At 42.8% G+C, this 25,802-nt stretch carries 21 protein-coding genes; 7 read left to right on the forward strand and 14 right to left on the reverse strand.

The window, feature by feature from the left end; genetic code table 11:
• Nucleotides 1-23: 23 nt before the first annotated feature.
• From ACRHOZ_RS07115 to ACRHOZ_RS07135, 5 genes are all read right to left on the reverse strand, one after another.
• The gene (locus tag ACRHOZ_RS07115) at nucleotides 24-1,298 is read right to left on the reverse strand and encodes a pyridoxal phosphate-dependent aminotransferase (protein ID WP_431123928.1); all 1,275 of its coding nucleotides are present in this window, start codon (nucleotides 1,296-1,298) and stop codon (nucleotides 24-26) included.
• A 6-nt stretch (nucleotides 1,299-1,304) separates the two neighbouring features.
• A complete protein-coding gene (locus tag ACRHOZ_RS07120; protein WP_431123932.1) occupies nucleotides 1,305-2,867 on the reverse strand; it encodes an N-acyl-D-amino-acid deacylase family protein in 1,563 nt (520 codons plus the stop codon).
• A gap of 119 nt (nucleotides 2,868-2,986) precedes the next feature.
• Nucleotides 2,987-4,408: a SusD/RagB family nutrient-binding outer membrane lipoprotein gene (locus ACRHOZ_RS07125; protein WP_431123935.1), complete on the reverse strand. Its 1,422-nt coding sequence runs from the start codon at nucleotides 4,406-4,408 to the stop codon at nucleotides 2,987-2,989.
• A 12-nt stretch (nucleotides 4,409-4,420) separates the two neighbouring features.
• Nucleotides 4,421-7,657: a SusC/RagA family TonB-linked outer membrane protein gene (locus ACRHOZ_RS07130; protein ID WP_431123938.1), complete on the reverse strand. Its 3,237-nt coding sequence runs from the start codon at nucleotides 7,655-7,657 to the stop codon at nucleotides 4,421-4,423.
• A 31-nt stretch (nucleotides 7,658-7,688) separates the two neighbouring features.
• Complete coding sequence (locus tag ACRHOZ_RS07135; protein ID WP_431123941.1) at nucleotides 7,689-8,918, reverse strand: M14 family metallopeptidase; 1,230 nt, start codon at nucleotides 8,916-8,918, stop codon at nucleotides 7,689-7,691.
• A gap of 90 nt (nucleotides 8,919-9,008) precedes the next feature.
• Here ACRHOZ_RS07135 and ACRHOZ_RS07140 point away from each other — a divergent pair, with 90 nt between their 5' ends.
• Nucleotides 9,009-10,487 carry a PLP-dependent aminotransferase family protein gene (locus ACRHOZ_RS07140; RefSeq protein ID WP_431123944.1) on the forward strand — a complete coding sequence of 493 codons (1,479 nt, stop codon included), beginning with the start codon at nucleotides 9,009-9,011 and terminating at the stop codon, nucleotides 10,485-10,487.
• A gap of 146 nt (nucleotides 10,488-10,633) precedes the next feature.
• On the opposite strand, the gene ACRHOZ_RS07145 is transcribed toward ACRHOZ_RS07140, so the two are convergent.
• The 5 genes from ACRHOZ_RS07145 to acs all read right to left on the reverse strand — a co-directional run bounded on the left by ACRHOZ_RS07145 (nucleotide 10,634) and on the right by acs (nucleotide 16,086).
• A complete protein-coding gene (locus tag ACRHOZ_RS07145; protein WP_431123946.1) occupies nucleotides 10,634-11,902 on the reverse strand; it encodes an NAD(P)/FAD-dependent oxidoreductase in 1,269 nt (422 codons plus the stop codon).
• A gap of 141 nt (nucleotides 11,903-12,043) precedes the next feature.
• The gene (locus tag ACRHOZ_RS07150; protein WP_431123949.1) at nucleotides 12,044-12,430 is read right to left on the reverse strand and encodes a DoxX family membrane protein; all 387 of its coding nucleotides are present in this window, start codon (nucleotides 12,428-12,430) and stop codon (nucleotides 12,044-12,046) included.
• Nucleotides 12,431-12,522: 92 nt separating this feature from the next.
• On the reverse strand, nucleotides 12,523-13,446 hold the full coding sequence (locus tag ACRHOZ_RS07155; RefSeq protein WP_431123952.1) for an endonuclease/exonuclease/phosphatase family protein: 924 nt from the start codon (nucleotides 13,444-13,446) through the stop codon (nucleotides 12,523-12,525).
• A gap of 60 nt (nucleotides 13,447-13,506) precedes the next feature.
• Nucleotides 13,507-14,103, reverse strand: coding sequence for a LamG-like jellyroll fold domain-containing protein (locus ACRHOZ_RS07160; protein ID WP_431123955.1), 597 nt, complete (start codon nucleotides 14,101-14,103; stop codon nucleotides 13,507-13,509).
• Nucleotides 14,104-14,178: 75 nt separating this feature from the next.
• Nucleotides 14,179-16,086, reverse strand: coding sequence for an acetate--CoA ligase (acs, locus tag ACRHOZ_RS07165; RefSeq protein ID WP_431123957.1), 1,908 nt, complete (start codon nucleotides 16,084-16,086; stop codon nucleotides 14,179-14,181).
• 122 nt (nucleotides 16,087-16,208) lie between these two features.
• Here acs and ACRHOZ_RS07170 point away from each other — a divergent pair, with 122 nt between their 5' ends.
• On the forward strand, nucleotides 16,209-17,072 hold the full coding sequence (locus tag ACRHOZ_RS07170) for a helix-turn-helix domain-containing protein (RefSeq protein WP_431123960.1): 864 nt from the start codon (nucleotides 16,209-16,211) through the stop codon (nucleotides 17,070-17,072).
• Between the two features lie 77 nt (nucleotides 17,073-17,149).
• Complete coding sequence (locus tag ACRHOZ_RS07175) at nucleotides 17,150-17,905, forward strand: SDR family NAD(P)-dependent oxidoreductase (protein WP_431123963.1); 756 nt, start codon at nucleotides 17,150-17,152, stop codon at nucleotides 17,903-17,905.
• Between the two features lie 38 nt (nucleotides 17,906-17,943).
• On the opposite strand, the gene ACRHOZ_RS07180 is transcribed toward ACRHOZ_RS07175, so the two are convergent.
• The 4 genes from ACRHOZ_RS07180 to ACRHOZ_RS07195 form a co-directional block, all read right to left on the reverse strand.
• Nucleotides 17,944-19,719 (reverse strand): sodium:solute symporter family protein, encoded by a 1,776-nt coding sequence (locus ACRHOZ_RS07180; protein WP_431123966.1) that lies wholly within the window; start codon nucleotides 19,717-19,719, stop codon nucleotides 17,944-17,946.
• Between the two features lie 3 nt (nucleotides 19,720-19,722).
• On the reverse strand, nucleotides 19,723-19,977 hold the full coding sequence (locus tag ACRHOZ_RS07185) for a DUF4212 domain-containing protein (protein WP_431123968.1): 255 nt from the start codon (nucleotides 19,975-19,977) through the stop codon (nucleotides 19,723-19,725).
• Nucleotides 19,978-20,071: 94 nt separating this feature from the next.
• The gene (locus ACRHOZ_RS07190) at nucleotides 20,072-21,028 is read right to left on the reverse strand and encodes a phosphoribosylaminoimidazolesuccinocarboxamide synthase (RefSeq protein WP_431123970.1); all 957 of its coding nucleotides are present in this window, start codon (nucleotides 21,026-21,028) and stop codon (nucleotides 20,072-20,074) included.
• 6 nt (nucleotides 21,029-21,034) lie between these two features.
• A complete protein-coding gene (locus ACRHOZ_RS07195) occupies nucleotides 21,035-21,988 on the reverse strand; it encodes a PhoH family protein (RefSeq protein WP_420399367.1) in 954 nt (317 codons plus the stop codon).
• A gap of 123 nt (nucleotides 21,989-22,111) precedes the next feature.
• Here ACRHOZ_RS07195 and ACRHOZ_RS07200 point away from each other — a divergent pair, with 123 nt between their 5' ends.
• The 4 genes from ACRHOZ_RS07200 (at nucleotide 22,112) to gldG (ending at nucleotide 25,731) form a co-directional block, all read left to right on the forward strand.
• Complete coding sequence (locus ACRHOZ_RS07200; protein WP_431123973.1) at nucleotides 22,112-22,942, forward strand: SAM hydrolase/SAM-dependent halogenase family protein; 831 nt, start codon at nucleotides 22,112-22,114, stop codon at nucleotides 22,940-22,942.
• Nucleotides 22,943-23,239 carry a putative quinol monooxygenase gene (locus tag ACRHOZ_RS07205; RefSeq protein WP_431123975.1) on the forward strand — a complete coding sequence of 99 codons (297 nt, stop codon included), beginning with the start codon at nucleotides 22,943-22,945 and terminating at the stop codon, nucleotides 23,237-23,239.
• 96 nt (nucleotides 23,240-23,335) lie between these two features.
• Nucleotides 23,336-24,067 carry a gliding motility-associated ABC transporter permease subunit GldF gene (gene gldF / locus ACRHOZ_RS07210; protein WP_431123977.1) on the forward strand — a complete coding sequence of 244 codons (732 nt, stop codon included), beginning with the start codon at nucleotides 23,336-23,338 and terminating at the stop codon, nucleotides 24,065-24,067.
• Nucleotides 24,064-25,731: a gliding motility-associated ABC transporter substrate-binding protein GldG gene (gldG, locus tag ACRHOZ_RS07215; protein ID WP_431123979.1), complete on the forward strand. Its 1,668-nt coding sequence runs from the start codon at nucleotides 24,064-24,066 to the stop codon at nucleotides 25,729-25,731. The genes gldF and gldG overlap by 4 nt, the downstream gene beginning before the upstream one ends.
• The last annotated feature ends 71 nt before the right edge of the window (nucleotides 25,732-25,802 follow it).

The raw sequence follows: 25,802 nt of genomic DNA on the forward strand, positions 1-25,802 counted from the left end.
TATAGTTAAGGGGATGATTTTTTTTAAATAGCAGTAAGCCATGTGATAAGGTTTTGTACGCCCTGTTTCATCTTTGGGCAGTTATTTTGAACAAACAGGGGTCCCATGTCAGTTTCAGGGTTCTTCATCAAGAGGTCAAGCAATTGTTTACCATCAAAATCTACATAGGAGAGTCGCGCAGTTAGATGCTCAGGGAGGTGCCCAAATGCCATTCCAGGTAACAAGGCCACACCAGTTTCGTTCAACAATGTGCTACAAAGGTCCTCACTATTGTTGATACCTTTTGAGTTCAGTTGTTTTTTCCATTTTCCAAAATTCGGATACAGATAAAAGCCCCCTTCCGGTTTGGGCATTGTTACTCCTATTTTGGTAAGTTCTTCATAGACGTAAAAGCCTACTGCTTTTAATATTTGTCTTGAGCACCTCAAATAGGTTTGTAGGGACTGATTCTCTCTATAGGCTTCGATCGCAGCATACTGAATCGGGGCACTAACCGAAGTAAAGGTTTCGCTGGCCACTACGGCCATGGCTTTTCTAATGTGATCCAGGGTTTTGGGAAATACAAAAATTCCAAATCGCCATCCCCCCGCACCGGCCCATTTACTGAGTCCAGTACTTATAATGGTGCCTTCAGGATAGTAGGTTGCAATGGTATGGTGTTCCCCTTCATGATGTACCTCTCCATAAATTTCGTCCGCAATGACCACTATTTCCTCTTGTTTTAAAACCTCTGCCAAATCCTTTAGCTCTGATTCGCTATATGTGCTTCCCAATGGATTGGACGGATAGTTTAAAATAATGACCCGTTTCTTGCCAGGATTTTCACGGCAATAATCACTTAACAGCTTAGCGTCCAATTTATACCCATTGCCCTCTTGGGTGTCCAACCATACCACTTTATGACCACTTAGGAGGGCCTGTGGCTCATATGAGACCCAGCTTGGTGTTGGAAGCAGTAATTCATCAAGGTCAACGGCCACCTGAAAATTAAAAATAAGCTCTTTGGAACCCGGGCCAACTAAGACATTTTCTGGTCCCACGGCAAGCTGATATTCCCTTTGGAAAAACTGGGCCACAGCTTGGCGCAATGGCAAAAGTCCCTGGACGGGTAAATAGTCCTTTTGATGTGCCTGCCTCTTTAACTCCTCTACAATGATTTCCGGAACCGGAAATGGGGATTGACCAAACCCCAAACGGTAGACTTCCTTTCCCTCATTGATTAGTTTAGCGGAAAGCTCATTTATCGCCAAGGTAGCGGATGGCTTCACCATGGACATTTTAGAACTCAAATCAATCATATTGCATCATTTAAGAGCTTGTTGTTTTAAAAGCACACTTCCATTCAATTGGTCCGTGTACCGTCCTTTTTCTACCGACATCCGGCCATTAACTATACTATATTCGAGCCCTTTGGCATATAAAAAAGCATCTGTGTACCCCGCACGGTCCTCAAACTTGTCAGGGTCAAAAATGATAATGTCAGCGTAATATCCTTCCTTAATTGCCCCTCGCTGTGGTATTTTAAAGATTTCTGCTGTTTTATGGGTACTGCCATTGATGAACTTGGCAAGGCTTATAATACGGTCCTGTTTTACATATTTGGCATATTTTCTAGGGAAAGATCCATATTTTCTTGGATGTCCGGTATTCCCGTCGGAACCTGTGACTACCCAATCCTGCTGCATAAAATTATGGATGTCTTCCAAAGCCATGTTGAACGAAACGACTTTTGCATGCCCGATTTGCAACAATTCAAAGACAGCCTGTTGGGGTGTAACCTGCAAAAGTTGTGCAATTTCCTCAAGGTTCTTCCCAACATAGGTGGTATCTGGCAGTTTGACTATCAACAATTTTGATGGACCACCCCGCCTTTCCATATTTCGATTGGTTTCATCCAAAATACGTTTTTCAAGGTTGGGATTCCCCAATCGGATAAAAAGGGAGTCCAGACCACCGCTTTCTGCCCATCGAGGTACCACGGCCGCTTTTAGGCTGGTTGCTGAAGCTTCATAAGGGTATTGGTTGGCCGTTACACGCACACCCATGGTTGTGGCCTGTTCAATGAGGTCTATAACTTCTTGACTTTTGCCCCATACATCCTTCCCCAGACACTTAATATGGGAAATATGAATAGGTATTTGCGCTTTTTTCCCAATTTCCAAGGCTTCTTGTACCGCATTGACCAACCCAACCGTAAATGAACTCTCATCCCTAAGATGAGTGTCGTAAATACCATCGTTCATTGCAACGGTCTTTGCCAACTCAATCACTTCATTTGTATTTGAATAGCTTCCTGGGGCATAAAAGAGTCCTGTTGACATTCCAAAGGCGCCCTGATCCATTTCCTCCTGAACCAATGCCTTCATTTCCTTCAATTCCGAAGGCGTGGGCTTACGGTCACTTTTCCCCATGACTTGCTTGCGAACTGAACCGTGCCCAACAAGCTGGACCACATTGGTACCGATTCCGATGGAATCATACAATTGAGCATGTTTTTTTAAAGGAAGAAAGCTGTCACCATCACTACCGACCACAACGGTGGTAACCCCCTGCATTAGAAAAGGCATATTATGCGCAGTCTCTGGCTTTATCAAATCCCTATCAGCATGTGTGTGGGGGTCAATAAAGCCTGGGCTAACTATTTTGCCGGAAGCATCGATAAGGTGTTTTGGGTTAAGCTCCTGTTCATCCAACGTGCCCATGGAAGTTATCTTGCCATTTTGAATAGCAATATCCAACTGCGAAGGTACTTCTGAAATGCCATCATACACCGTTCCGTTCACAATTAGGATGTCTATTGAAGATTTTTCTTCAACACATGCGGACAATAGCAATAATAAGCCTAAAAAGAAGGAAGTTTTGAACATTTGAAGCTACTTTACATTGTCAAAAGGTCTTTTCCCAAGGAAGGCTGCCTATCCATCGCATAGGCAGCCTTCGGGAACTGAGCTAACTCAAACACTAATTGGTTGGTGATTGTTCCATGTTATTGGTTAACCGGTGTTGGAGTGAACAAATCTGGGATGGGATTGGGTAAATTACTGTTGTTATTTATCTCATCCTGAGCGTACAGAAACCTTTGGGGATTAACCGTTGTGCTCCCGTTGTTTAACGGAAAGGGCACCAGTAAATCCGTTTCGGTACGCAATCTCCTGGCATCATTGAAGGGCATGTAGGTACTAAACCCTGTTACGTAACGCTCTTCAATAATCTCCCTAAGCACAGCTCTATCCGTGGCAATATTATCCGTATTTTCCATACCGCCTGCTTCAAAATCCGCCAGTACATAGGCATCGTAGAGGAAAGTTTCATCTCCATTGATCAGGTTAAATGCCGCACCGGTGTTCAGATACGCCCTCAGCTCGTTCAATTTATCAATTGCACCTTGCACATCATCATTGGCTCGGATGAGGCATTCTGCCCAGATAAGGAGGTTTTCCTCATAGCTAACCAATTTCATTGGTGTGGTTGCATCGTCAATACCGCCAGCCTGTTCGCCATCCCCACTAATAAAAGAGTAGTTTCTACGTGCAGTTTCATCGGTCTTGGCATTGTTCCTGCTATTTACATTTGCTGGATCCATCAAATCCCTGTAAAAGGTACCTTCGCCGGTCATGTCCCCTGCTCTACTACTATTTACAAAATTGAACAAGATGTTACTGTTTCCCGGCACATCCCCTATGGGGTTGTAGTGCATGGTTCCAGCGGCACTGTTGATCCCATTCACCACATTGGCCAACGCCTGGGCGTACTGCTTAGTTTGCAAATAATAGCGTGCCTTAAGTGTATAGGCTGCAGTAATCCAGCTATCGGCGTCCCCACCAAAGTAATTGTCCTGGCTATTGGTAATACTGGTTGTAGAACCATTCTGCAATTTTGGAATGGCACTGTCCAAAAGCGTTTGTAGCGCAGCGTAAACATCTGCCTGTGCATCCAAAGTAGGATCCTCTGAAGCTATTCCTGGATTATCCGGAGTAGCTGTTGAATATGGAATATCGCCAAACAGGGATGCTGCCGTTCCAACTGCCAAAGCTTCATTGACATCTATAATTCCCTGCAGGCGGCCAACATCAGGAGAAAGTCTGCGAATCTCTTTGTTTTGAACCAAAATACCATTGTACAAATGTCCCCAAACCGCATTGGAATCTCCAGGAGTATAGTCATAATTATACAAAGTCTGCTGTACCAGTTGAAGTCCGATTAACCCACCAGTGTAATACATGCTTGTTCTGGCCAGTTGTCCTTGCTGTATCTGGGCATTGGCCAATAATGTTCCGGTGAGCATTAAATCTCCTGAAGGAACTTCCACCAATTGATTAGGATTTTCATTTACATCTAAGTAATCGTCACATGCTGTTGTCGATGTTAGAAAAATCAATGATAAGATTAATTTGTATCTAGATTTCATAGTTTCCTTCATTTAAAAATTAAAATTGATTCCAAAAGCATATGTTCTCGATCCAGGATTGGAGAAGTAATCCAATCCGCGTGCCCTACCAACACCAAACTGATTGATGTCTGGGTCTATTCCGACCACATCTGACCAAATGATCAAGTTACGACCTGAAGCGGTAAACTGTACAGAACTCAATCCTGTGGCCTTCTGAAAATTCTCCGAATTCAGGGTATAGGTCAGCGACAGTTCCCTTAGACGTGTCCAACTTCCGTCCTCTACTGCAAATTCATTTAACTTACCATCTCCAAATCCATATAGTGAGGTGTAATACGCTTCGTCAAGGAGTACATTTCCGGCGCCAAAATTTCCAATATTACCTCTTACCACGGAACCGGCAGGAATTACATCCCCATCAAAATTCACCAAGTCCTCATTAAGTGTAATAGTCTTTCCTACGTCCGCATGGGTTCCGAAAAATGACAGGATAAACCTGGTGCGCTGCGCGAGATCATTCCCTTGGCTCGTATCAAAAGATGCTGCCAAAGAAAGGTTTTTGTACGAAAGGTCAAACTGAAGGCCACCTCTCCAGTCTGGATTGGGGTCACCTACAATAAGGTTGCCGCCGGTGTCCACTTGTGGAAAGCCATTTGCATCCAAGGCTAAACTACCATCAGCATTTCTTAGGGCTCCCTGGGTGTACAGTACTCCTAAAGGCTCGCCATCAATAGCCACAGATTGTATGGAGGTCCCTTCAGAAAATTCTTGGATAAATTCTCCCTCACCATTTACTCCTCTAACAATATTGTCATTTGTACTATAGTTCAAGGCAATGCTACCTCTCCAATCCTCTTTTCTTAAGAAGTCATATCTAAACTCAATTTCAAGACCGTCATTTTCTATGGTCGCCCCATTGGCATAGATTTCATCAAAACCGAGTGAAGGTACCAAGGCAAGATCTAATAGCACATCTTCAGTTTTGTTGGTATAATAGGTGGTGGAAAGACCCAGTCTATTTCTTAAGAACCTTAGGTCAAGGCCCACTTCGTATTCGGTCTTGATTTCCGGCTTCAGGTTGGAATTTCCCAAACGCTCATCAAATTGAAATCCACCACCAAAGTTTTCCAAGGCAATCTCATCAGAAAAGGATGAAAAGGTTCCCACCTCAAAAACGGTTTGCTCTCTATGCGCTATGGGAACGTTTGCCACTTGCCCGTAGGCCAACCTTACTTTTCCAAACGATAAAGGGCCCGAATCTTTCAATGCTTTGGTAAAGGTCCAACCCAATTCCGCACTTGGATAAAAGAAACCATTATCAGATGATGGCAATACCGAGTGCTTTTCAAAGGCCCCTCCCAATTGTAATATCAACTGATCTGCAAAATCAAAATTGGCGGTACCGTAAAAACGAATGTTCCTTCTATTGGTTCTTGTTGTCTCCGATCCAATATTTTCCCTGGCAGATAGCTCAGAAGCATCCAAGGGACTTCTAAAGTTGGCAATAAAATTGTCTGCCTCTGTAAAGATTCTTTTTCTTCTTCTATCATTAATACCAAAACCAACCACAATATTCGAGTTTAACTTATCTGTGATTGCATAGTTGAAATTGGTCAATAAATCCCCATTATATTCCTCATTATTAATGGTCTCATCATTTAACAATCCATATCTTCTGGCGGCACCAGCGGTATAATATGGAAAGAAATAGACCCTGGTATCCACATAGAAATCAACACCACCTCTTACTATGGTGCTGATGTTGTCATTCCACTGGTAGGCCACTTCCCCGGTTCCGATCAATCGGTTAACCTTGGCCGTACTCTTTTGCTCCCTCACTGTCCATAGTGGATTGTTATAGATGACATTATCGCTGCTTCCCAATGATCTTCGGTAACCGCGGTGCCTATTGGGCGTAATAGAGCCTGTGCTACTGTGGTGGTTACCTATATAATCCGATTGGTCAAAATCTGGTGCAGTTCTTAAAAGACCTAAATACAATCCAGCTGTATTGGAACCTTGCTGGGTTCGGTTAGACCCTGTATGTACATAATTGGCCTTAAAATTGGTCCGTAGTTTATCTGTCAGGTTTTGGGTTAGATTAACAGTGAAATTCGTTTTCTTGTAAAAACTATTTTTAATTATCCCATCTTGGTTAACATGGGCCGCACTTATATAATAGGTGCCTTTTTCGTTTCCGCTGCTTACCGAAACCTTATTGTCATACGTAATACCAGATTGAAAAACTTGGTCAAAGTTTCTATCTGTGAAAATCTCCCTTGAGTTCTTTTGGGTAATGGGATAAATAATATTATCGGAAACCAAAGATTCAAAGAATTGGCCCGAGGTGTCTACCGCATCAGCGCCTCCTGCTCTTTCAGAAATCCTATCTCCCCAAGACCTTTGCGCATCGGCTACGAAACTACCACCATTTCCTTGTCCAAAAGTAGTTTGTAAGGGGTGCTTTATTGAAATTTGATCAATGGAAACACCTGTAGAATAATTAATATTGAATTTACCAGCCTTACCCTTTTTAGTGGTTATCACAATTACACCATTCAAAGCCCGGGAACCATACAATGCTCCTGCGGAAGCTCCTTTGAATACTTGGAAAGACTCAATATCCTCGGGGTTAATGTCGTTCAGCCTTGACTGTTGGGAAACTCCTGCGGATTGATCATCGTCCCCGGATCCCGCTAGATTGTCATTGTTCAAGGGTATCCCATCCACAACGATCAATGGTTGGCTCGATCCGCTCAAGGAACTTGTTCCACGAATTTGAATATTGGAACCAGCACCTGGATCACCTGAGGTAGCATTGATGCTTACACCGGCAGCTTTACCAGCTATTCCATCTATGATTTTGTTCTCTACCGGCTGTACTAGTTTATCCGCATCAATTTTGGAATAAGTGGAGGCCATTTTGTCCCGTTGTTCCACAAAACCGAGAGCCGTTACCACGACCTCATCAAGAGCCCGGGCATCTTCGGACAACACAACATCGATGGTGGTTGTTTGGTCCGTTACTGGCAATTCCTGTGTTGCAAAACCTACATAACTAAATACAAGGGTTTGGCCAACTTCCACTGAAATGGTATAGTTTCCATCAAAATCTGTGGTTGTACCATTGGTGGTTCCCTTTACCAAGACCGAAGCCCCTGGCAAGGGTACGTCCCCATCACTTACTGTTCCGGTGACGGTCTGTTGGGCACTGACTACTGACAGTCCCAAAAACAAAAAAATTAAAGATAAGAGGGTTTTTCTCATATGGTTTGAATTAAGTTAGTTCCTCAGTTGTTTATTGATTAATTAATAGTTTCATCATTTCCCGTGATGAGACAGTTCCAAACTTTTCTATTTGTTGTTTTGGAGTGGCGTCTCCAATCTCATAAGTAATTCCCACTGCATTATGTCCGTATAAAAACCAACCCTTGGATACTGGTTTTTTGCTATTTCCGGCCTGTTCATTCACCTTATAACCTTCTATGTTTTTCTCAAGCGCCCCGAACCAATCGTCCACAAATTGGGGCATTGTAGTCCCTTCCCTTTTTGTATTTGTGTAAAAAACATCGTACCAGGTAGAATGAAAGTCCAGTCCCAGAACCAATTCCAAATCTTCATTTTTCATAATACTGTGGATATGGTCCACAGTATGCCGCACTTCTGGTTGTCTATACTTGGACCAATCCCTGTTGGTGTCCACGCCACCTGCATTATGTCTCCAATGGCCAAGATCCACACCATCCGGATTCATAAGTGGAAATGCCAACACCCTATAGCGATCCAAAAATGCATTTGCCAATTCTGAATTATCCAAAATGGTCTCCAAAAAGGCCTGAAACGCATAAAAACCCGTAACCTCTGGTGGATGTTGCCTGGTCATAAGTACTACGAGCGCTTTCTTTTGGCTTGATGGTTTGTTGATATCCAGAACAACCAAATCCCTTCCCAAGGTGCTTTTCCCAAGAATGTTTTTCTGCACATAAGAAATATCTGTAACAAAGGGCATATACCAATCCGATACATCTTTTGAGGATTGGATTTCCTGTGCAGCCACGGTAATCGGCTCTTTGTCCAAATCCAATTTAATGGTAACTATAGAATCCTTCTTAAATACAGCTGAGGAATCAATAATTTGCCAATGGCCAGACCGGCCCAGTTTTGGAGTATAGCGGTGTTTAAACCCTTTAGGATATTCGAAGGTTAGGTAGAAGGGTCGTTTGTTATCTGACCAAATGGTAAATGCGTAATACGGACTATTATTGATCGGGGTATTTTCGGGTTTGATGACCACCTTGGCGGTGGAATCGTTCAATGCGGTAAAACCATTGAGCCGTGCACCATCAAACTCGTTACTGGCATATACCCCAATATTGGGAATGGAAAAAGTCCTCTTGATCTGTGGTTCTATGGCCTTGGAACTTGTATCCACAGGGGATTCAAAACGTACTTTAGGTACCCCTGCGCAGGAAATCGCAAAGAATAACAAGCATATTACCCAAACATATTTTGCGGGTATTTGAGTCAATGTTTTTTGGTTTGTTGTTAGCTACTTGAAATTATATTAAAGTTGTCTTAAATTACACCTACCAATTTTTTAGAATTAAGCATACCAATTTTGAGATACAACATTAAAAGCATCCTGAGGAAACATGGGTTCGATACCAATCTGCCCTATGACAACATTTATCAACAATTGTATCATGCGCTCCGTGGAGCCATTGTTTTTGGCACACTGAATGAAAATGATGCCCTACCACCTACTAGATTGATGGCCAAGGACCTGGGCGTCTCCAGGAGCACGGTAATCAAAGCTTATGACAAACTAGCTGGTGATGGGTTTGCGTGGTCCAAAACAGGGTCCGGTGTTTTTGTTGCACCAAAAAAAATGATGGGACAAGGAAGTATCTCGCCATTACCACCAGCCAATGTAAAACGCAAGTCGCATTTGTCCAAGCTAGGACTTAGGTTTGGCAAGAAAATGACCTTTACCGAGGAAGGCAAGGGCGTTCCATTTAGGCCCGGTTTACCGCCATTGGACCTATTTCCATTGGTAAAATGGCAGACCTTATCCAATGAATATTGGAAAAAGGTTACCAGTTCCGAGTTAACCTATTATGGCACCAGCGGAATTAAGTCATTACGGGAGAACATTGCCAACTACCTGAAATTCTACAGAAATATTGAATGCGACCCACATCAAATTGTGATTACAACGGGATCTCTGCATTCGTTATATCTCATTTTTAGTGTACTGGTTGATGATGGCGATCAGGTGGTAATAGAAAACCCGACCTACCCCAATGCTAGAAAAATACTGGAAGCACTTCAGGCCAAGATTTTTAACGCACCGGTGGACAAGGATGGTATAGACTTGGAATCCTTTAGAAGTAAAAAACCCAAATTAATCTATACAACTCCTTCCAACCAGTATCCAACTGGAATTAAAATGAGTATGGATAGGCGAATTAAATTAAGCGAATGGGTGCAAAATAATCAGTCGTTAATAATTGAGGACGACTATGATCATGAGTTCAGTAATTGGGAGAATCCATTACCCGCCATTTTTAGCTTAAACACGAATGGCAGGGTCGTGTACCTGGGAACATTCAACAAATTGCTACATCCTTCGCTTCGCGTTGGCTATATTATTGTTCCCAATTTTATGTTGGATTCTGTCCTGGCGCTTCACCAGCATTCCAGCAGATTTATTTCACCCTATTTGCAAAAAACCTTGAATGCCTTTATTGAAAGGGACTATCTTAACGACCATCTAAGAAATATTATGGAAGTTACGTCCAGGAGACGTAAAATATTCATTGACTTTTTTAAACAGAACCTCTCCAAGTATATTTCAATTGAAGAAAAAACCCAGGGATTACATCTAATCGGAAGATTAAAGGAGGACATTTTGGATAAAAATCTGTCGGAATACTTGGTTCAAAATGGGATTATTGCCCACCCATTGGGGAATTACTATAAGAATCCTTCGGAGGCCAATGGACTAGTTATGGGATATTGCTCTGTAAATGAAATAACGATGACCAAAAAGCTCAAAACCATGGCCCAGCTTGTTAAAAGTTTTGCCAATAGTTAAGTAAAGCTAAAGTACGATCGCCGGGTCGGTTATTTTATACTACGGCGTGGCGTCCAATTGTTTAGCTTATCGTAGCCAATTATAAAGTTTAGATTTCACCCCTCCGGTCGAAAGGATTTGATGTCCGTTTTAAAATTTTTAAACCCTTATCCCCTCTCCCTGGGTTTAATGATCATCCTAAAATACTGGTCTTTGTACAGATAATAACCAATCCAGTTATATAGGGTGCGTATCTTGTTCTTGAAGTTTACCAAGCCCATAATGTGAACAAAAATCCAGATGAGCCAGGCCAAAAAACCCTTTACAAAGAAGCGTTCCTTGGGCGGGTCCAAAACAGCCTTATTTCTTCCAATAATGGCCAAGGAGCCTTTATTTTTATATGCAAACGGTTTCCACTTGCCATTTTTGGCCAAAAAGTTGGTGGCCAAATTTTTAGCCTGTTGCAATGCGGGTTGCGCCAACTGCGGATGCCCATCAGGATATTCTTTGTCGCCCAAGATCAAAGCGCAGTCACCCAAGGCATAAATATTGTCGTAACCCTCCACCAAATTCTGCCTGTTGGTCTTCAATCTTTTGCCCCTACCAAAACTGGATTCTTCAAAACCCTTAAAGGTTCTTGCTGAGACGCCCGCTGCCCATATCAGATTTTTGGCGTCAATGGTATTTCCATTGGACAAATGGACAGTTTCTTCCACAAAATCGGTCACCAAGGTATTGAGCATAATTTTCACTCCAAGTTCCTTCAATTTCTTGTAGGTATATTTCTGGGATTTGGCGGACATGGCTGCCAAAACCGCATCTTGTCCGTCCAACAAATAGATATCTCCTAAATCCTTTTTGTCCAATTCAGGATAATCCTTTTGCAAGATATGATCACGCATCTCAGCAAAAATCCCAGAAAGTTCCACCCCCGTGGGTCCAGCTCCAGCAATCACAAAAGTGAGCAACTTTTTCCGTGCAGCGCTATCTGTAAGTCTGGTGGCCCTATCCAAGCGCGTGAAGATCACATTTCGGAGTGAAAGGGCGTCACTTATCGTCTTCATTGGAAGGCTGTACTTTTCGATGTTCTTGTTCCCAAAAAAATTGGTTTCCGTTCCCGTAGCCATGATCAGGGTGTCGTAAAAGAGTTCCCCATTGTCCAAGATAATCTTGTTCTCGGTAGGCACAACTTCTTTCAGTTCCCCAAGTCTAAACCGCGTGTTTTTCCTTCGCCTCAAAATCTTTCTAAAGGGATAACTTATGGCCGATGGCTCCATAAATCCAGTGGATACTTGGTAGATCAAGGGCGGGAAGAAATTGTAGTTGTTTGCGTCTACCAAAATGATATTAAACTCGGGCGAGTCCTGCATGCTTTTGATGAATTCCAATCCTGCAAAGCCCCCGCCAACAATGACAATCTGATGTTTATGTGTCAATCTAATCTTGTTTTAATAAAACCTAAAACAAAATTACCGCCTAGCAGTGAATTTTTGATTAAGCTGGCTTAAGAAAATGAAGGATTTAACCTCGTTTTAAGGTTTTAGAATGGGCAATAAATTTCTTTTCTGAATTACTGCTTATCGAAACGAAAGAAGCAACTGTTTTAACTGCTCCCAATACATTTTCAATAGTACCGCACAGCACAGAAAAACAATGACTGCCAAATAGAAGAGTAATCCGCCATCTCCCTGGACTTCGATACCCAAACTGGTCAAATGGAAAAAAATAGCACCTGAAATCACCCCAATTCCGATCAAGGCGCCCAAACCTACGGTTCTTGGCCAAAGTAGCAGAACACTAGCAATCAGCTCCACTACCCCACTACCGTAACGACCCCAGGGTTCCATGCCCACTTGCTCAAATATATAGATACTTTCAGGAGCTCCGGTAAACTTAAAGAATAGGGTTTGCAATAAAATTAGGGCCGCCGCTAAACGTAATATCCAGGAAACAATATTTTTCATGATGCAATGGTTTGTGATACTTTGTCTGTATCCCATAGCCTTGCCTTACACTCATGTGTTAACTTTTGGAATTTAGGTTGCTCCTGTAGATCTTAGTCAATTCGGAAAACGGTCAATACCCCGGCATGATCGGAAGGAAACATGATGGGGTGGTAATCCACTACCTTGGATTCAATGGCACTAAGATTTTCGCCTTGATAAAAGATATAGTCAATTCTGTCGCGCAATCCGTATTTGTCCGATGAAGTTGCGGCTCTGGGAGTCCATGTAAAACCAGGATCAAGCAATGGGTCAATGTGCAGTTCCCGATAACTATCAGTGAAGCCAGCGTTGGCCATTTCCAAAGTCACGGGCCATTTAATCTTTTTATTGTGATGGATTCCCTTAGTTTCCTCAATCCAATCCAGATGGGAGCCTACGTTAAAATCCCCAGACATAATTATGGGTGTTTCCGCGGACTCCTCCAGATATGGTGCTATTTCCTTAAGTATGGCCCGTACCTCTGCATGGCGTGTTTTTCCCTCCTCTGCAATCAACTGCTTGGCCGATTTCTTTCCTTCGATCACCCCTTGGCCATAGTCGGGAAGGTAATGCAGCCATGTATCGAAAAATATGAGATCCTTGCCCTTACCCAAACTAAGTTTTGCCCCACCAAAGTTAAAAGGTTTAAATGCCGTTATCGTTTCAGTGATTGGATACCTGCTCATAATGGACAGGTTGGAACTGATCAAATAAAAGTGATATCCCAAGGCATCCGCTATTATTTCACCTGAGCCATAGGTCTCAATCAAGCCAATAATATCGGCATCGGTTGCTTTTATTGTTTCTATTACCCGCTGTACGCCAACGGCCTCACCATATCGATGTCCTCCATGCCAGATATTCCAGGCCAAAACTCTAAGATGTTGGGGTTGAATCCGGTTCTTTTCCTGATGGGTACTTGGATAAAATCTAGCATACTGCTCCTGAATTTCTGCTGGACTTACCACCCTATCCCAAATCTTTACTTCATCCACAAAACCATTGAAGGAATTCCATTGCGCATTGGATCCATATTCCCATTTTTCATCGGACCCTCAAACAACGGTGGTCAATTCTGTTTGAAAATCACCAATACCAGGGGTGTTGTAGATGGCTACGTTTTTTCCATTCAGATACATCCATACCTCTTCCTTGTCTTGATTGACCGCAAAAGTGATTTGATGCCATTCCCCATTGTTGATTCGCTGCCGTTTGGCAGTTGGTCTATATTCAAATCTATTTTTGCCATCGTGCAACGTAAGCGCCCATGCGCCGTTCTCCTGGGTATAAAGCTGCCAACCCTTGGAATCGGGGTCATTTGACTTTTTATTTCCCATTATTGGGGTACCCATTATGGCATTTGGCAAGGTTTTTACCCAAATCTGTACCGAAAATGACTTTTTCTGGGAGTAGGGAAAGGTTTCTTTTTCCAACTTAACAGGTCTTCTAAGAGCGGAATTGGCAGAGAGATCCAATGCCCTTCCTGAAATTCCATCGGCAAACTCGGATTCCAATAGGTCAACCATATAGACAGCATCTTCCTTGGAAATTCTGGTCTCCTCAAATCCATGGGAGTCAAAGTCAAGTTGAAAAATAGGTTCTTGAGCTTGGCTATGGCCAACATTGTGGACAAAAACTACGGTAAGTGCCAATGTCCTCAAAATTTTCCCTTTAGAAGGGATTTTTTTAGAATTTTCAAGAAACAACAAGCGGGAAAACAACATCGGTTACAAAGCTTCCTCTATGATTTTTTCTACCACTTCTGGGTTTAACAAGGTGGAAATATCTCCAAGATTACTTGTGTCCTTTGAAGCAATTTTACGCAATATCCGACGCATGATCTTACCACTACGGGTTTTGGGCAAACCAGGTACAAACTGTATTTTATCCAGCTTGGCTATGGGCCCAATGTGTTCTGTGATCATTTGGTTGATTTCTTTTTTCAGATTATCACGATCACGAGATTCACCTGTTTCCTTTAGAATGACATATCCGTAGAGCGCATTCCCCTTAATATCATGTGGGAAGCCTACGATAGCGGACTCTGCCACCGCTGGGTGTTCGTTGATGGCATCTTCAATAGGAGCTGTACCCAAATTGTGTCCCGAAACAATGATTACATCATCCACCCTTCCGGTAATCCGATAGTAGCCAACCTCATCACGCAAAGCGCCATCTCCAGTAAAGTATTTGCCTTCGAAGGCAGAAAAATAGGTGTCTTTATAACGTTGGTGATCTCCCCAGATGGTTCTTGCAATGGAAGGCCACGGGAACTTGATACAAAGTCGACCGTCTACTTGGTTTCCTTTAATTTCTTTGCCATTCTCATCCATTAATGCAGGTTGCACCCCAGGCATGGGTAAGGTTGCGTAAGTGGGTTTGGTTGGTGTGGAAAATGGAATAGGAGAAATCAGAATCCCCCCTGTTTCGGTTTGCCACCAGGTATCTACGATAGGGCATTTTTTCTCTCCCACATGATCATTGTACCAATGCCAAGCTTCTTCGTTGATTGGTTCTCCAACCGTACCCAATACCTTAAGGCTTGATAGGTCATAATTGTCCACAAATTCCAAATTCTCCTTGGCCAAAGCCCTAATGGCTGTAGGTGCTGTATAGAACTGGGTTACCTTGTGTTTTTGTACAATTTCCCAAAATCGACCAAAATCCGGATAGGAAGGAACCCCTTCGAACATCACGGTGGTTGCTCCATTGGCCAGCGGTCCATAAACGATATAAGAATGTCCCGTAATCCATCCAACATCAGCGGTACACCAGTACACATCCTCCTCGCGGTATTGGAACACATTCTTAAAGGTGAAAGCGGTATACACCATATAACCTGCTGTGGTATGCATCATTCCTTTAGGTCTCCCTGTAGAACCCGAGGTATATAGAATGAACAAAGGGTCTTCTGCATCCATAATCTCCGCCGGGTAATCCGAGTAAGCTTTATCCAGCAACGGTTGCAGCCACTGATCTCGTCCTTTTTCCATATGGATTTTGGCACCAGTTCTTTTGGCCACCAATACAGATTCCACTCCTGGGCATTGCCCCAAAGCCTCGTCCACAATTCCCTTCAAATCAATGGTCTTTGCACCACGATAAGAACCATCAGAAGTCAAAACCATTTTGGCATCGCAATCGTTGATTCGTGTAGCCAAAGCTGTGGAGGAAAAACCAGCAAAAACAACAGAGTGAATAGCTCCAATCCGGGCACAGGCCAACACGGAAATGGCCAATTCCGGAATCATGGGGAGATAGATGACCACACGATCCCCTTTTTGAACTCCGTTATCCTTTAAAACATTCGCAAACTTACAAACGCGTTCGTGCAATTGCCTATAGGTGATATGCTCAGCTGGCTCCTTAGGATCGTTGGGTTCAAAAAGAATCGCCGTTTTATTGCCCCTAATATGCAAGTGTCGGTCAATACAATTTTCTGTGATATTGAGCTGCGCACCATCAAACCATTTAATCTCAGGCTTGGAGAAATCCCAATCCAAAACGGAGTCCCATTTCTTCCTCCAGACAAAATGCTCCTCTGCTACTTCTTCCCAAAATTCCTCAGGATTTCTGACTGATTTTCGATACACCTGAAAATACTCCTCTAGGTGTTTGATGTGGTAATTGCTCATGCGCTTGGTTTAGTTAATTCAGAACCTTAAAAATATAAAAAAACCAACCGTTTTAATAGCGATTGGTGTTTTATCGACGTAAGGGTTTTATGTAACTTCGACCTACTCATCAACTTAGACGAATGACAGAGATAAAAAGGTACGACCTTCATAAAAATGACCCTTCCAAGCTTCATTTTGAGGTAAATAATGCACGAAAGTACCTGGACAAAAACTTGAAACATGCTACCGTTCCGCACAGGCACAGCTTTTACCAAATTATCTGGTTCAAGGAAAAAGGAAGGCATTATGTGGATTTTGAAGTAATCGAGCATGAGCCACATTCAGTTTTCTTTATCAACAAAAACCAAATCCACTATTTCTGTCCGGATTCATCCAATAAGGGGTTTCTATTCCACTTTAACGATGAGTTCATCAACATCCATGGCCCAGGAAGGATGGAGCGATTCTCCACCACTATATTCAATGAGATTGGAAATCGTTTTCTGAAGATGCCAACAACGGAAATTCAAAAAATGGGATTGATCACCTCTTACATTGAGTCCGAAATCCTGGCCCAGGACCAAAACTACCGTGAGCAGGTCTATCACCATTTTCAAACCATCTTGTACTTGGTGGAACGTTTGCGAAGCAAAGCCAACAACCTAGACCCCAAGTCGCATCCAGAGTACAAAATGGCCTCGGACTTTAAAAAACTCATTTTCCAATGGTTGGATGCACCCAAAAGTATTGACGAGTATGCAAGTGCCCTTGGTACCAATGCCAAAAACTTGACTCGAATCTGCAAAACATACTTGATGGACACCCCAGCCCATATCATACGACAAAGTAAACTGCTGGAAGCCAAGCGAATGTTGTCCAACCAAAAAACATCTGTTAAGGAAATTGCATATTCCCTAGGTTTTGAAGATCCTACCTACTTTACCAAATACTTCAAAAAAGGTACGGGCACAACTCCAAAGGAATTTCAACGGAAGGTGCTCTAAACTACCAGAAACTGTCCCTGGATCACCATTTTTTCTTCTGCATTGTCAGGAATTTTACATCATCTAAAATGTAACATATGACAAAGCAAGCTTTAATAGTTGGTGGCACCACCGGAATGGGAAGGGCCACCGCAGAACTTTTGTTAAATGATGGTGTTGAAGTCATTATCATAGGAAGAAATGAACAGAATCTTGGTAAAGTAGCGGCGGAATTGGACTCCAAAGGAAGTGTAAAAACTGTGGAACTTGATCTAAACGATTTTGGTGCCATTACCCAATTTTGTCTAGAATTACCCATGGAGGCACCCCATTTGACTTATTTGGTAAATGCTGCTGGCTACTTTAGCCCTAAGCTTTTTTTGGAGCACGAAGAAGCTGATTATGATGCTTATCACAATTTCAACAAGGCTTTCTTCTTCATCACCCAGGCAGCTGGTACTATTTTGGTGAAAAACGGTGGTGGTTCCATTGTGAACATTGGTTCCATGTGGGCAAAACAGGCCATAAAAGCCACACCTTCCTCGGCCTATTCCATGGCAAAGGCCGGTCTACACTCATTTACCCAGCACTTGGCAATGGAGTTGGCAGAGCATAATATACGGGTAAACGCAGTTTCTCCGGCAGTTGTGGTCACTCCAATTTATGGTGCCTTTATTGAAAAGGATAAGATTGAGGAAACCCTGCAAGGTTTTAATGATTTCCACCCTATTGGTAGAGTGGGTCGAGCGGAGGACATTGCCAAAACGATCCACTTTTTGCTTACGGACAATAGCTCATGGGTAACAGGAGCCGTTTGGGATGTTGACGGAGGCGTTATGGCCGGAAGAAACTAAAATGGAGGCCCCATTAATGTCAATGACATTGATGGGGTTTAATGATCTAAAGCCTCTCCTGCTCCACTTGGTATTCTGATATCTTCCACGATTTGCTGCACATTTTCGGGAGGTGCCGCTGTAAATCTGGAAATCAATAAGGCAACTGCAAAATTGACCAACATACCCATGGTTCCAAAGCCTTCGGGAGAAATACCAAACCACCAATTATCAGCACCACTGGTTTCTGGATTTCCTACCCAGCCCAGTTTGAATCGTGCAATATAATAGGTAGTAATTCCCAATCCTGCCACCATTCCTGCAATTGCTCCTTCGCGGTTCATTCTTTTGCTAAAAATTCCCATGACAATAGCCGGGAAAAAGGAAGAAGCCGCCAGCCCAAAGGCCAGCGCCACCACCGAAGCTACAAAACCAGGTGGGTTAATTCCAAAATAACCCGCCACAATAACCGCCAACACGGCAGAAAGTCGAGCGATGAGCAATTCCTTCTTGTCTGAAATGTCTTTGGCAAATTGTTTTTTGATCAAATCATGGGAAATGGAGGTGGATATCACCAATAGCAATCCAGCAGCTGTAGACAATGCAGCTGCCAATCCCCCAGCCGCCACAAGGGCAATGATCCAGTTGGGAAGCCCTGCAATTTCAGGATTTGCAAGTACCGTGATGTCCCGATCAACATAGAGTTCATTTGGTGATGCGCTGGCATTGGAAATTAAACGCTGACCCGAGCTGCCTCTTTCGTCCACAAATAGTGGCTTTTTACCATCTATGGCCGTACCAGGTAGATATTGAATCTTGCCGTCTTCATTTTTATCGGTCCATGCAATCAGCCCGGTATCCTCCCATTTGGTAAACCAAGATGGAATTTCCGTATAAGGTGTATCCTCCACCGTTTCCATCAAATTGGTTCTGGCAAACACCGCAATGGCTGGTGCGGTGGTATATAAAATGGCAATGAACAGCAATGCGTATCCTGCCGATTTCCTAGCATCCTTCACTTTGGGAACCGTGAAAAATCGGATAATCACATGCGGCAGTCCAGCAGTTCCCAACATCAAGGCCGCAGTGATAAAAAAGACATCTGTCATGGATTTAGTACCGTCCGTATAGGCGGTAAAGCCCAAATCGGTCATCAAGCCATCCAATTTATCCAATAGATATACCCCATCCTCACCTGCAGAACCCAATCCCAACTGCGGAATTGGATTTCCCGTAGCCATTATCGAAATAAAAATAGCGGGAACCATAAAGGCGAAGATGAGTACGCAATATTGGGCCACCTGGGTATAGGTAATCCCCTTCATCCCACCTAAAAAGGCATAAAACAAAACAACGGTCATTCCAATATAAACCCCTGTATTCACCTCAACATCCAAAAATCTTGAAAATACAACGCCTACCCCGCGCATTTGTCCGGCCACATAGGTAAAGGAAACAAATAGAGCAGCTATGACCGCTACTGTTCTTGCTACGTTGCTGTAATAACGGTCTCCAATGAAATCCGGTACGGTAAACTTGCCAAATTTTCTCAAGTAAGGAGCCAACAAAAGAGCCAACAAAACATAGCCGCCAGTCCAACCCATTAGATACACGGAACCATCATAGCCTGAAAAAGCAATAAGCCCAGCCATTCCCAAAAAGGATGCTGCGGACATCCAATCTGCAGCTGTGGCCAGTCCATTGGCCAATGGTGATACACCTCCCCCGGCCACATAAAATTCCTTAGTGGAACCGGCTCGTGACCAAATGGCTATTCCTATATAAAGTGCAAAAGTGAGTCCTACAATGATAAACGTCCAAGTCTGAATTCCCATAGCTTATTCGTTTACCTTGTATTTTTTATCCAACTTGTTCATCAGGCGGACGTAAACAAAAATCAGGATCACAAAAACATAAATGGAGCCTTGCTGGGCAAACCAGAACCCCAGTTTAAATCCCCCTAAACGAATTATGTTCAATTCATCCACCAGGAGAATCCCAAATCCGTAGGAGACCAGAAACCAAATAAATAAAAGGATTGTTAGGTACCGGAGATTTTCCTTCCAGTACTTTTTGCGAAGTGATGTTTCCATTAACAGGTTGGTTTATTCTTGAAATATATGAAATCTCAAAAAACTACCTGCCTTTATTCACAGATACTCACAAAAAGTGGTCTAATTTTGATAACTAGGAAAGCTGACCTAAAAAGTCTGATACGTTGCCACCAATACGCTCCTGTATGTTGGTCACATCTGCCCTTTCAAAAGTTTCGCCCGTAATGCTTTCATACAATTCGATGTATCGTTCAGAAACAGAATCAATGTACGCATCACTCATTTCTGGCAGGGTTTGCCCTTCCAATCCTTGGAAACCATTACTGATCAGCCACTGTCGCACAAATTCCTTGGATAACTGTTTTTGTGCTTCACCTTTGGCCTGGCGTTCTTCATATCCTTCAGCATAAAAATAGCGGGAAGAGTCTGGAGTATGGATCTCATCAATCAATACAATTTGACCTTCTTTGGTTTTTCCGAATTCGTATTTGGTGTCTACCAAAATCAGTCCACGTTCCGCCGCCAATTCTGTTCCTCTTTGGAAAAGTGCCTTGGTATATTGTTCCAAGACCTCATAATCTTCTTGGGAGACAATGCCTCTCTCCAAAATTTCTTCCCGTGAAATATCCTCGTCATGATCCCCTTGCTCGGCTTTTGTTGCCGGAGTAATTATGGGTTCGGGAAATTTATCATTTTCCTTCATGCCCTCGGGCATAGGCATACCGCACAACATTCTTTTGCCAGCCTTGTACTCCCTAGCCGCATGGCCCGAAAGATAGCCCCTTATGACCATTTCAACTTTAAAAGGTTCGCAGGCCTTGCCCACCGCCACATTGGGGTCTGGAGTAGCCATTAGCCAGTTGGGAACAATATCCTCGGTGGCTTTCATCATTTTGGTGGCAATCTGGTTCAGGATTTGACCTTTAAAGGGAATTCCTTTGGGCATTACCACATCGAAGGCCGACAGGCGATCAGTAGCAATCATCACCAAAATATCATTTTCCAAAGTGTATACTTCCCTAACCTTTCCCTTGTAAACGTCTTTTTGTTTTGGAAACCTGAAGTTGGTCTCCATTATGGTATTGGACATGTGCGGTTAATTTTGATGCTCAATATTCTTGTAGGCGTCAATGACCTTTTTTACCAGTTTATGACGGATAACATCTTTATCATCCAGATAAATGATACTGATTCCTTCCACATTCTTAAGAATCAAGAGCGCTTCCTTCAGTCCAGATATCACCCTTCGTGGAAGGTCTATCTGGCCAGGGTCACCGGTCAACAAGAACTTGGCATTTTTACCCATACGGGTAAGGAACATTTTCATTTGGGCATGCGTAGTATTCTGGGCCTCGTCCAGAATAACAAAGGCATTGTCCAAAGTTCTTCCCCTCATAAAGGCCATGGGGGCTATTTGGATGGTACCGTCCTCGATGTATTTTTCCAACTTTTCAGGGGCAATCATGTCCCTCAGCGCGTCGTAAAGCGGTTGCATGTAGGGGTCCAGCTTCTCTTTGAGGTCGCCAGGTAAAAAGCCGAGGTTCTCCCCTGCTTCCACCGCAGGTCTGGTGAGAATTATTCTTCGGACCTGTTTTTCCTTTAAGGCCTTCACGGCCAATGCTACTCCAGTATAGGTTTTACCTGTTCCAGCAGGGCCTATGGCAAAGACCATGTCATCCTTTTTACAGGCATCCACCAATTTTCTTTGGTTTACGGTCTGCGCCTTTATCAATCTACCGCTTACCCCATGTACCAAAACTTCCCCACTGCTCTTGGATGAAGAAAGTTCTTCTTGGCCGTTACTGGTAAGTACCCGCTCAATCATGTTTTCATCCAGCTTGTTGTATTTGGCAAAATGGTTGGTCAGCATATCAAAGCGCTTGTCAAACTCTTCCAAGAGTTCTTCATCGCCATACACCTTTATTTTACTTCCGCGCGCAACAATCTTAAGTTTTGGGAAATATTTCTTCAGCAGTTCAATATTCTCATTCCTCTGCCCAAAAAAGTCTTGTGGGCTAATCTCCGTCAGTTCAATAATAAGTTCGTTCAAAAAAAGTGGGCTGTTTAAAGGTTATTTTTGAAGAAATTTTATTCTTTCTTTTTTAGTTAATTTTACTCCACAAACTTAACCAAAAATCAATTTGAGCACCGAAAAACATATCAACAGTATTGCATGGCAATCATAACCTTAACTACAGATTTTGGATATAAAGACCACTTTGTAGGTGCCATAAAAGGGACTATCCTCAACAACCTTCCGGATGTTAATGTTGTTGATATTTCACATGCCGTAAGCCCATTCAATATCCAGGAATGTGCCTATATCCTTAAAAATGCCTATCGCTCATTCCCTCCGGGAACGGTTCATATTGTGGGGGTCGATTCCGAACTTTCGCCGGAAAACCAGCATATAGTGGTTCAGGTGGAAGACCAGTATATCATCAGTGCCAACAACGGGGTTATTTCCTTGATAACGTCAGAATCCAATCCTGAAAAAGTCATGGAGATTGATATTCCGAATCTCAACCCCAGTTCCTTTCCTGTCTTGAATGTTTTTGTGGAAGTGGCCTGCCATATTGCAAGGGGTGGAAAATTGGAGGTCATTGGTAAGCCATTTACAGCATTGAAGGAGCTACGGGAGTTTGAACCCCGCATCACCAATGAAGGTAAAAGCATTGTTGGCAATGTAATTTACATTGATAATTACGGTAACGTGATCACCAATATCCAACGAAGCCTCTTTGAAGCTTATAGGAATGGACGTGACTTTGAAGTAATTGCGCGAACCAATAAAATCAAGACCATTCACAATAGTTATAATGGGATAATAAATTTTCAGTTGGATCGCGGGCAGCGTAAGGGCCCTGGGGATGCATTGGCGCTGTTCAATTCGGCAGGGTATGTAGAGCTTGCCATTTATAAAAGTGATTTGAAAACGGTTGGTGGGGCCTCTAGCCTACTTGGTCTGGGCTATAGGGATACCGTAACCATAAATTTTTTATAAATGTTGGTACGCATTGTAAAACTCACTTTTAAACCCGAAAATATTCCTAGTTTTGAGCGAATTTTTGAAGCCTCCCAATCCAAAATCCTGGAATTTGAAGGTTGCCTAAAGGTTGAAGGATATCAGGACATCAAAAATCCCTGTGTATTTTTCACCTACAGTCATTGGAACAAGGAGTCTGATTTGGAAAATTACCGTAAATCGGATTTTTTCAAGGAGGTTTGGGGAAAGACAAAAGCTTTGTTTGCGGATAAACCCGAAGCTTGGAGCGTTGAAAAAATTGATAATGGAAAATGAAAAATGCAAAGTGAAATAGAAAGCCAACTAGGTCAAATTGCCTTGCAGCAGCAGAACCATTGCACATTGACAATTGTTTATTGATAATTGAACAGCATGTTTGCCATTTTTAAAAGAGAAGTCCAGTCATTTTTTACCTCCCCCATCGGTTATTTGATCGTTGGGCTCTTTTTATTGCTCAATGGACTTTTCTTATGGGTATTTAAGGGAGCGTACAACATCTTTGATTATGGTTTTGCGGATTTGGGTAACTTCTTTCTGCTGGCACCCTGGATTTTCACTTTTTTGGTTCCCGCCGTAACCATGAAGAGTTTCTCGGAAGAGCGCAAGGCGGGTACGTTGGAGCTTCTCCTAATCAAGCCTATTTCCATTTGGAAGTTGGTTCTGGGAAAGTTTTGGGGCGCTTTTTTCCTTTGCGTTATAGCCATTTTACCCACCCTTGTTTATGTTTTCGCCATTTCCAAACTAGGCATTATTGAAGGTAACTTTGATTTTGGGGTGGTTTTGGGGTCTTACTTCGGACTGCTGTTTTTGATAGCTGCCTTTACTGCAATAGGTGTTTTTACCTCAACCTTGTCCGAGAGTCAGATTATTGCTTTTATCCTGGGAATTGTCCTGTGCTTTTTCCTTTTTAATGGGTTTGATGCCATGTCCTCCCTATTTTCCTCAGGTGAAACACAACAATTGGTCCAAGGTATTGGGGGCAACGCTCATTTCAACAGAATTTCAAAAGGGGTATTGGATACCAGGGATTTGATATACTTTATTTCCATTACCCTCCTATTCCTTTTCCTAACCCATCAACGTCTTAAAGAATTGACCAAATGAGTGGAAAGTTTTTGATTTCAGTGGGAAAGGCCTTGGCAGTGGTAGTCATCCTTAATTTGTTTGGGAGTTTTCTTTATGCCCGTTTTGATCTTACCGAGGACAAACGGTTCACGCTTTCAGAGCCGGCAATCGCTGTAGCCCAAAAATTTGATTCCCCAGTAGTCGTGGATGTTCTTTTGGACGGGAATATTCCTCCGGAATTTTCAAAATTAAAGGCTGAGACCATTCAGTTGTTGGAATCTTACACCTCTACAAACGAAAACATACAGTTTAATCTGGTGGATCCCTTGGAGGACGAAACCAACACCCAGCAGACCATTTCTGATTTACAGCGTATTGGTTTGGAACCTGCCCGGGTTACGGTGGAAGAAAACGGAAAAGTATCTCAGGAACTGGTCTTTCCATGGGCCATGGTCAACTATCAAAACCAGACCGTAAAAGTGCCATTGCTCAAGAACAAATTAGGGTCTACCATGGAGGATCGCGTCAACAATTCCGTTCAGCAGTTGGAATATGCATTTGCAGATGCCTTTACCAAACTGAGTATATCAGAAAAAAAACGCGTTGCCGTTATCAAAGGAAATGGGGAATTGGACGACCTCCATATTGCTGATTATCTCACCACCATTCGGGACTACTACAATATTGGTGCAATTACCTTGGATTCTGTAGCTACCAACCCCCAATCGGTTTTGGACCAACTCAAAGGTTTTGATCTGGCCTTGATAGCCAAGCCCACGGAGGCTTTTACTGATGAAGAAAAATACGTTTTGGACCAGTTTGTGATCAACGGTGGTGAATCCATATGGCTTATGGATCAGGTGGCCATTGAACTGGACAGTATATTTGCGGGAGGTGGCAATGCCATTGCCTTACCCAGGGAGCTTAACCTCAAGGACTTTTTCTTCAAATTTGGGGTTCGTATCAATCCAGTTCTAGTGAACGATATGTATTTCACCCAAATTGTTTTGGCTTCGGGAGATGGAAATGATTCCCAATACAATCCTGTACCTTGGTATTACAACCCCATGGTGTTCTCTCAGAATAACCACCCTATAAACACCAATATCGAGGCGGTCCGCTATCAATTTGCCAGTGCCATGGAAGTACTGGAAAACGACTATGATCATACCGTATTGCTCCGAAGTTCTCCCCTATCCAAGACAGAAGGAACACCTAAACCGATTGGTTTGGACATTTTGAATCAACCTCCCAATAGGGCATCATATACTGATGGCAATCAACCTTTGGCAGTCCTTGTTGAAGGTGACTTTGTTTCCATGTTCAAAAACCGGATCAAGCCTGTTGAATTGGAAAACACGCTTGAAGAGGGGCCATCCAACAAAATGATTGTAATTTCTGATGGGGATGTCATCAAAAACCAACTCCGCAATGGTGTTCCGCTGGAATTGGGTTATGATAAATGGACCAATAGCTCCTATGGAAACAAGGAATTTTTGGTGAATTGCATTAATTTTCTCCTGGAGGATACCGGACTTATAAACATTCGAAATAGAAGGGTTTCCATTCCTCTTTTGGATGTTGAGAAAATTGCAGCACAAAAAAGCAAATGGCAGATTGTAAACATAGCAATCCCAGTACTTTTAACCTTGGTATTCGGAATCCTATTTGGACTCTACAGAAAGCGGAAATTTGCTGTTTAGCTGTTGATAAGTTTGTTTCTTTGCTATGTCCTTTTAAGATATATTTGTTTTTATCCATTTTGAAAGCCTGT

This window comes from Flagellimonas flava, from assembly GCF_050617915.1.
GTDB classification, from domain to species: domain Bacteria; phylum Bacteroidota; class Bacteroidia; order Flavobacteriales; family Flavobacteriaceae; genus Flagellimonas; species Flagellimonas flava_A.

What these genes read in the sequence shown, in the direction of transcription:
- gldG (WP_431123979.1), top strand. Translation starts at nt 24,064, where the DNA reads ATGAGTGGAAAGTTTTTGATTTCAGTGGGAAAGGCCTTGGCAGTGGTA.
- ACRHOZ_RS07115 (WP_431123928.1), bottom strand. Translation starts at nt 1,298, where the DNA reads ATGATTGATTTGAGTTCTAAAATGTCCATGGTGAAGCCATCCGCTACC.
- ACRHOZ_RS07200 (WP_431123973.1), top strand. Translation starts at nt 22,112, where the DNA reads ATGGCAATCATAACCTTAACTACAGATTTTGGATATAAAGACCACTTT.
- ACRHOZ_RS07130 (WP_431123938.1), bottom strand. Translation starts at nt 7,657, where the DNA reads ATGAGAAAAACCCTCTTATCTTTAATTTTTTTGTTTTTGGGACTGTCA.
- ACRHOZ_RS07205 (WP_431123975.1), top strand. Translation starts at nt 22,943, where the DNA reads ATGTTGGTACGCATTGTAAAACTCACTTTTAAACCCGAAAATATTCCT.
- ACRHOZ_RS07125 (WP_431123935.1), bottom strand. Translation starts at nt 4,408, where the DNA reads ATGAAATCTAGATACAAATTAATCTTATCATTGATTTTTCTAACATCG.
- gldF (WP_431123977.1), top strand. Translation starts at nt 23,336, where the DNA reads ATGTTTGCCATTTTTAAAAGAGAAGTCCAGTCATTTTTTACCTCCCCC.
- ACRHOZ_RS07170 (WP_431123960.1), top strand. Translation starts at nt 16,209, where the DNA reads ATGACAGAGATAAAAAGGTACGACCTTCATAAAAATGACCCTTCCAAG.
- ACRHOZ_RS07120 (WP_431123932.1), bottom strand. Translation starts at nt 2,867, where the DNA reads ATGTTCAAAACTTCCTTCTTTTTAGGCTTATTATTGCTATTGTCCGCA.
- ACRHOZ_RS07185 (WP_431123968.1), bottom strand. Translation starts at nt 19,977, where the DNA reads ATGGAAACATCACTTCGCAAAAAGTACTGGAAGGAAAATCTCCGGTAC.
- ACRHOZ_RS07150 (WP_431123949.1), bottom strand. Translation starts at nt 12,430, where the DNA reads ATGAAAAATATTGTTTCCTGGATATTACGTTTAGCGGCGGCCCTAATT.
- ACRHOZ_RS07190 (WP_431123970.1), bottom strand. Translation starts at nt 21,028, where the DNA reads ATGTCCAATACCATAATGGAGACCAACTTCAGGTTTCCAAAACAAAAA.
- ACRHOZ_RS07175 (WP_431123963.1), top strand. Translation starts at nt 17,150, where the DNA reads ATGACAAAGCAAGCTTTAATAGTTGGTGGCACCACCGGAATGGGAAGG.
- ACRHOZ_RS07180 (WP_431123966.1), bottom strand. Translation starts at nt 19,719, where the DNA reads ATGGGAATTCAGACTTGGACGTTTATCATTGTAGGACTCACTTTTGCA.
- acs (WP_431123957.1), bottom strand. Translation starts at nt 16,086, where the DNA reads ATGAGCAATTACCACATCAAACACCTAGAGGAGTATTTTCAGGTGTAT.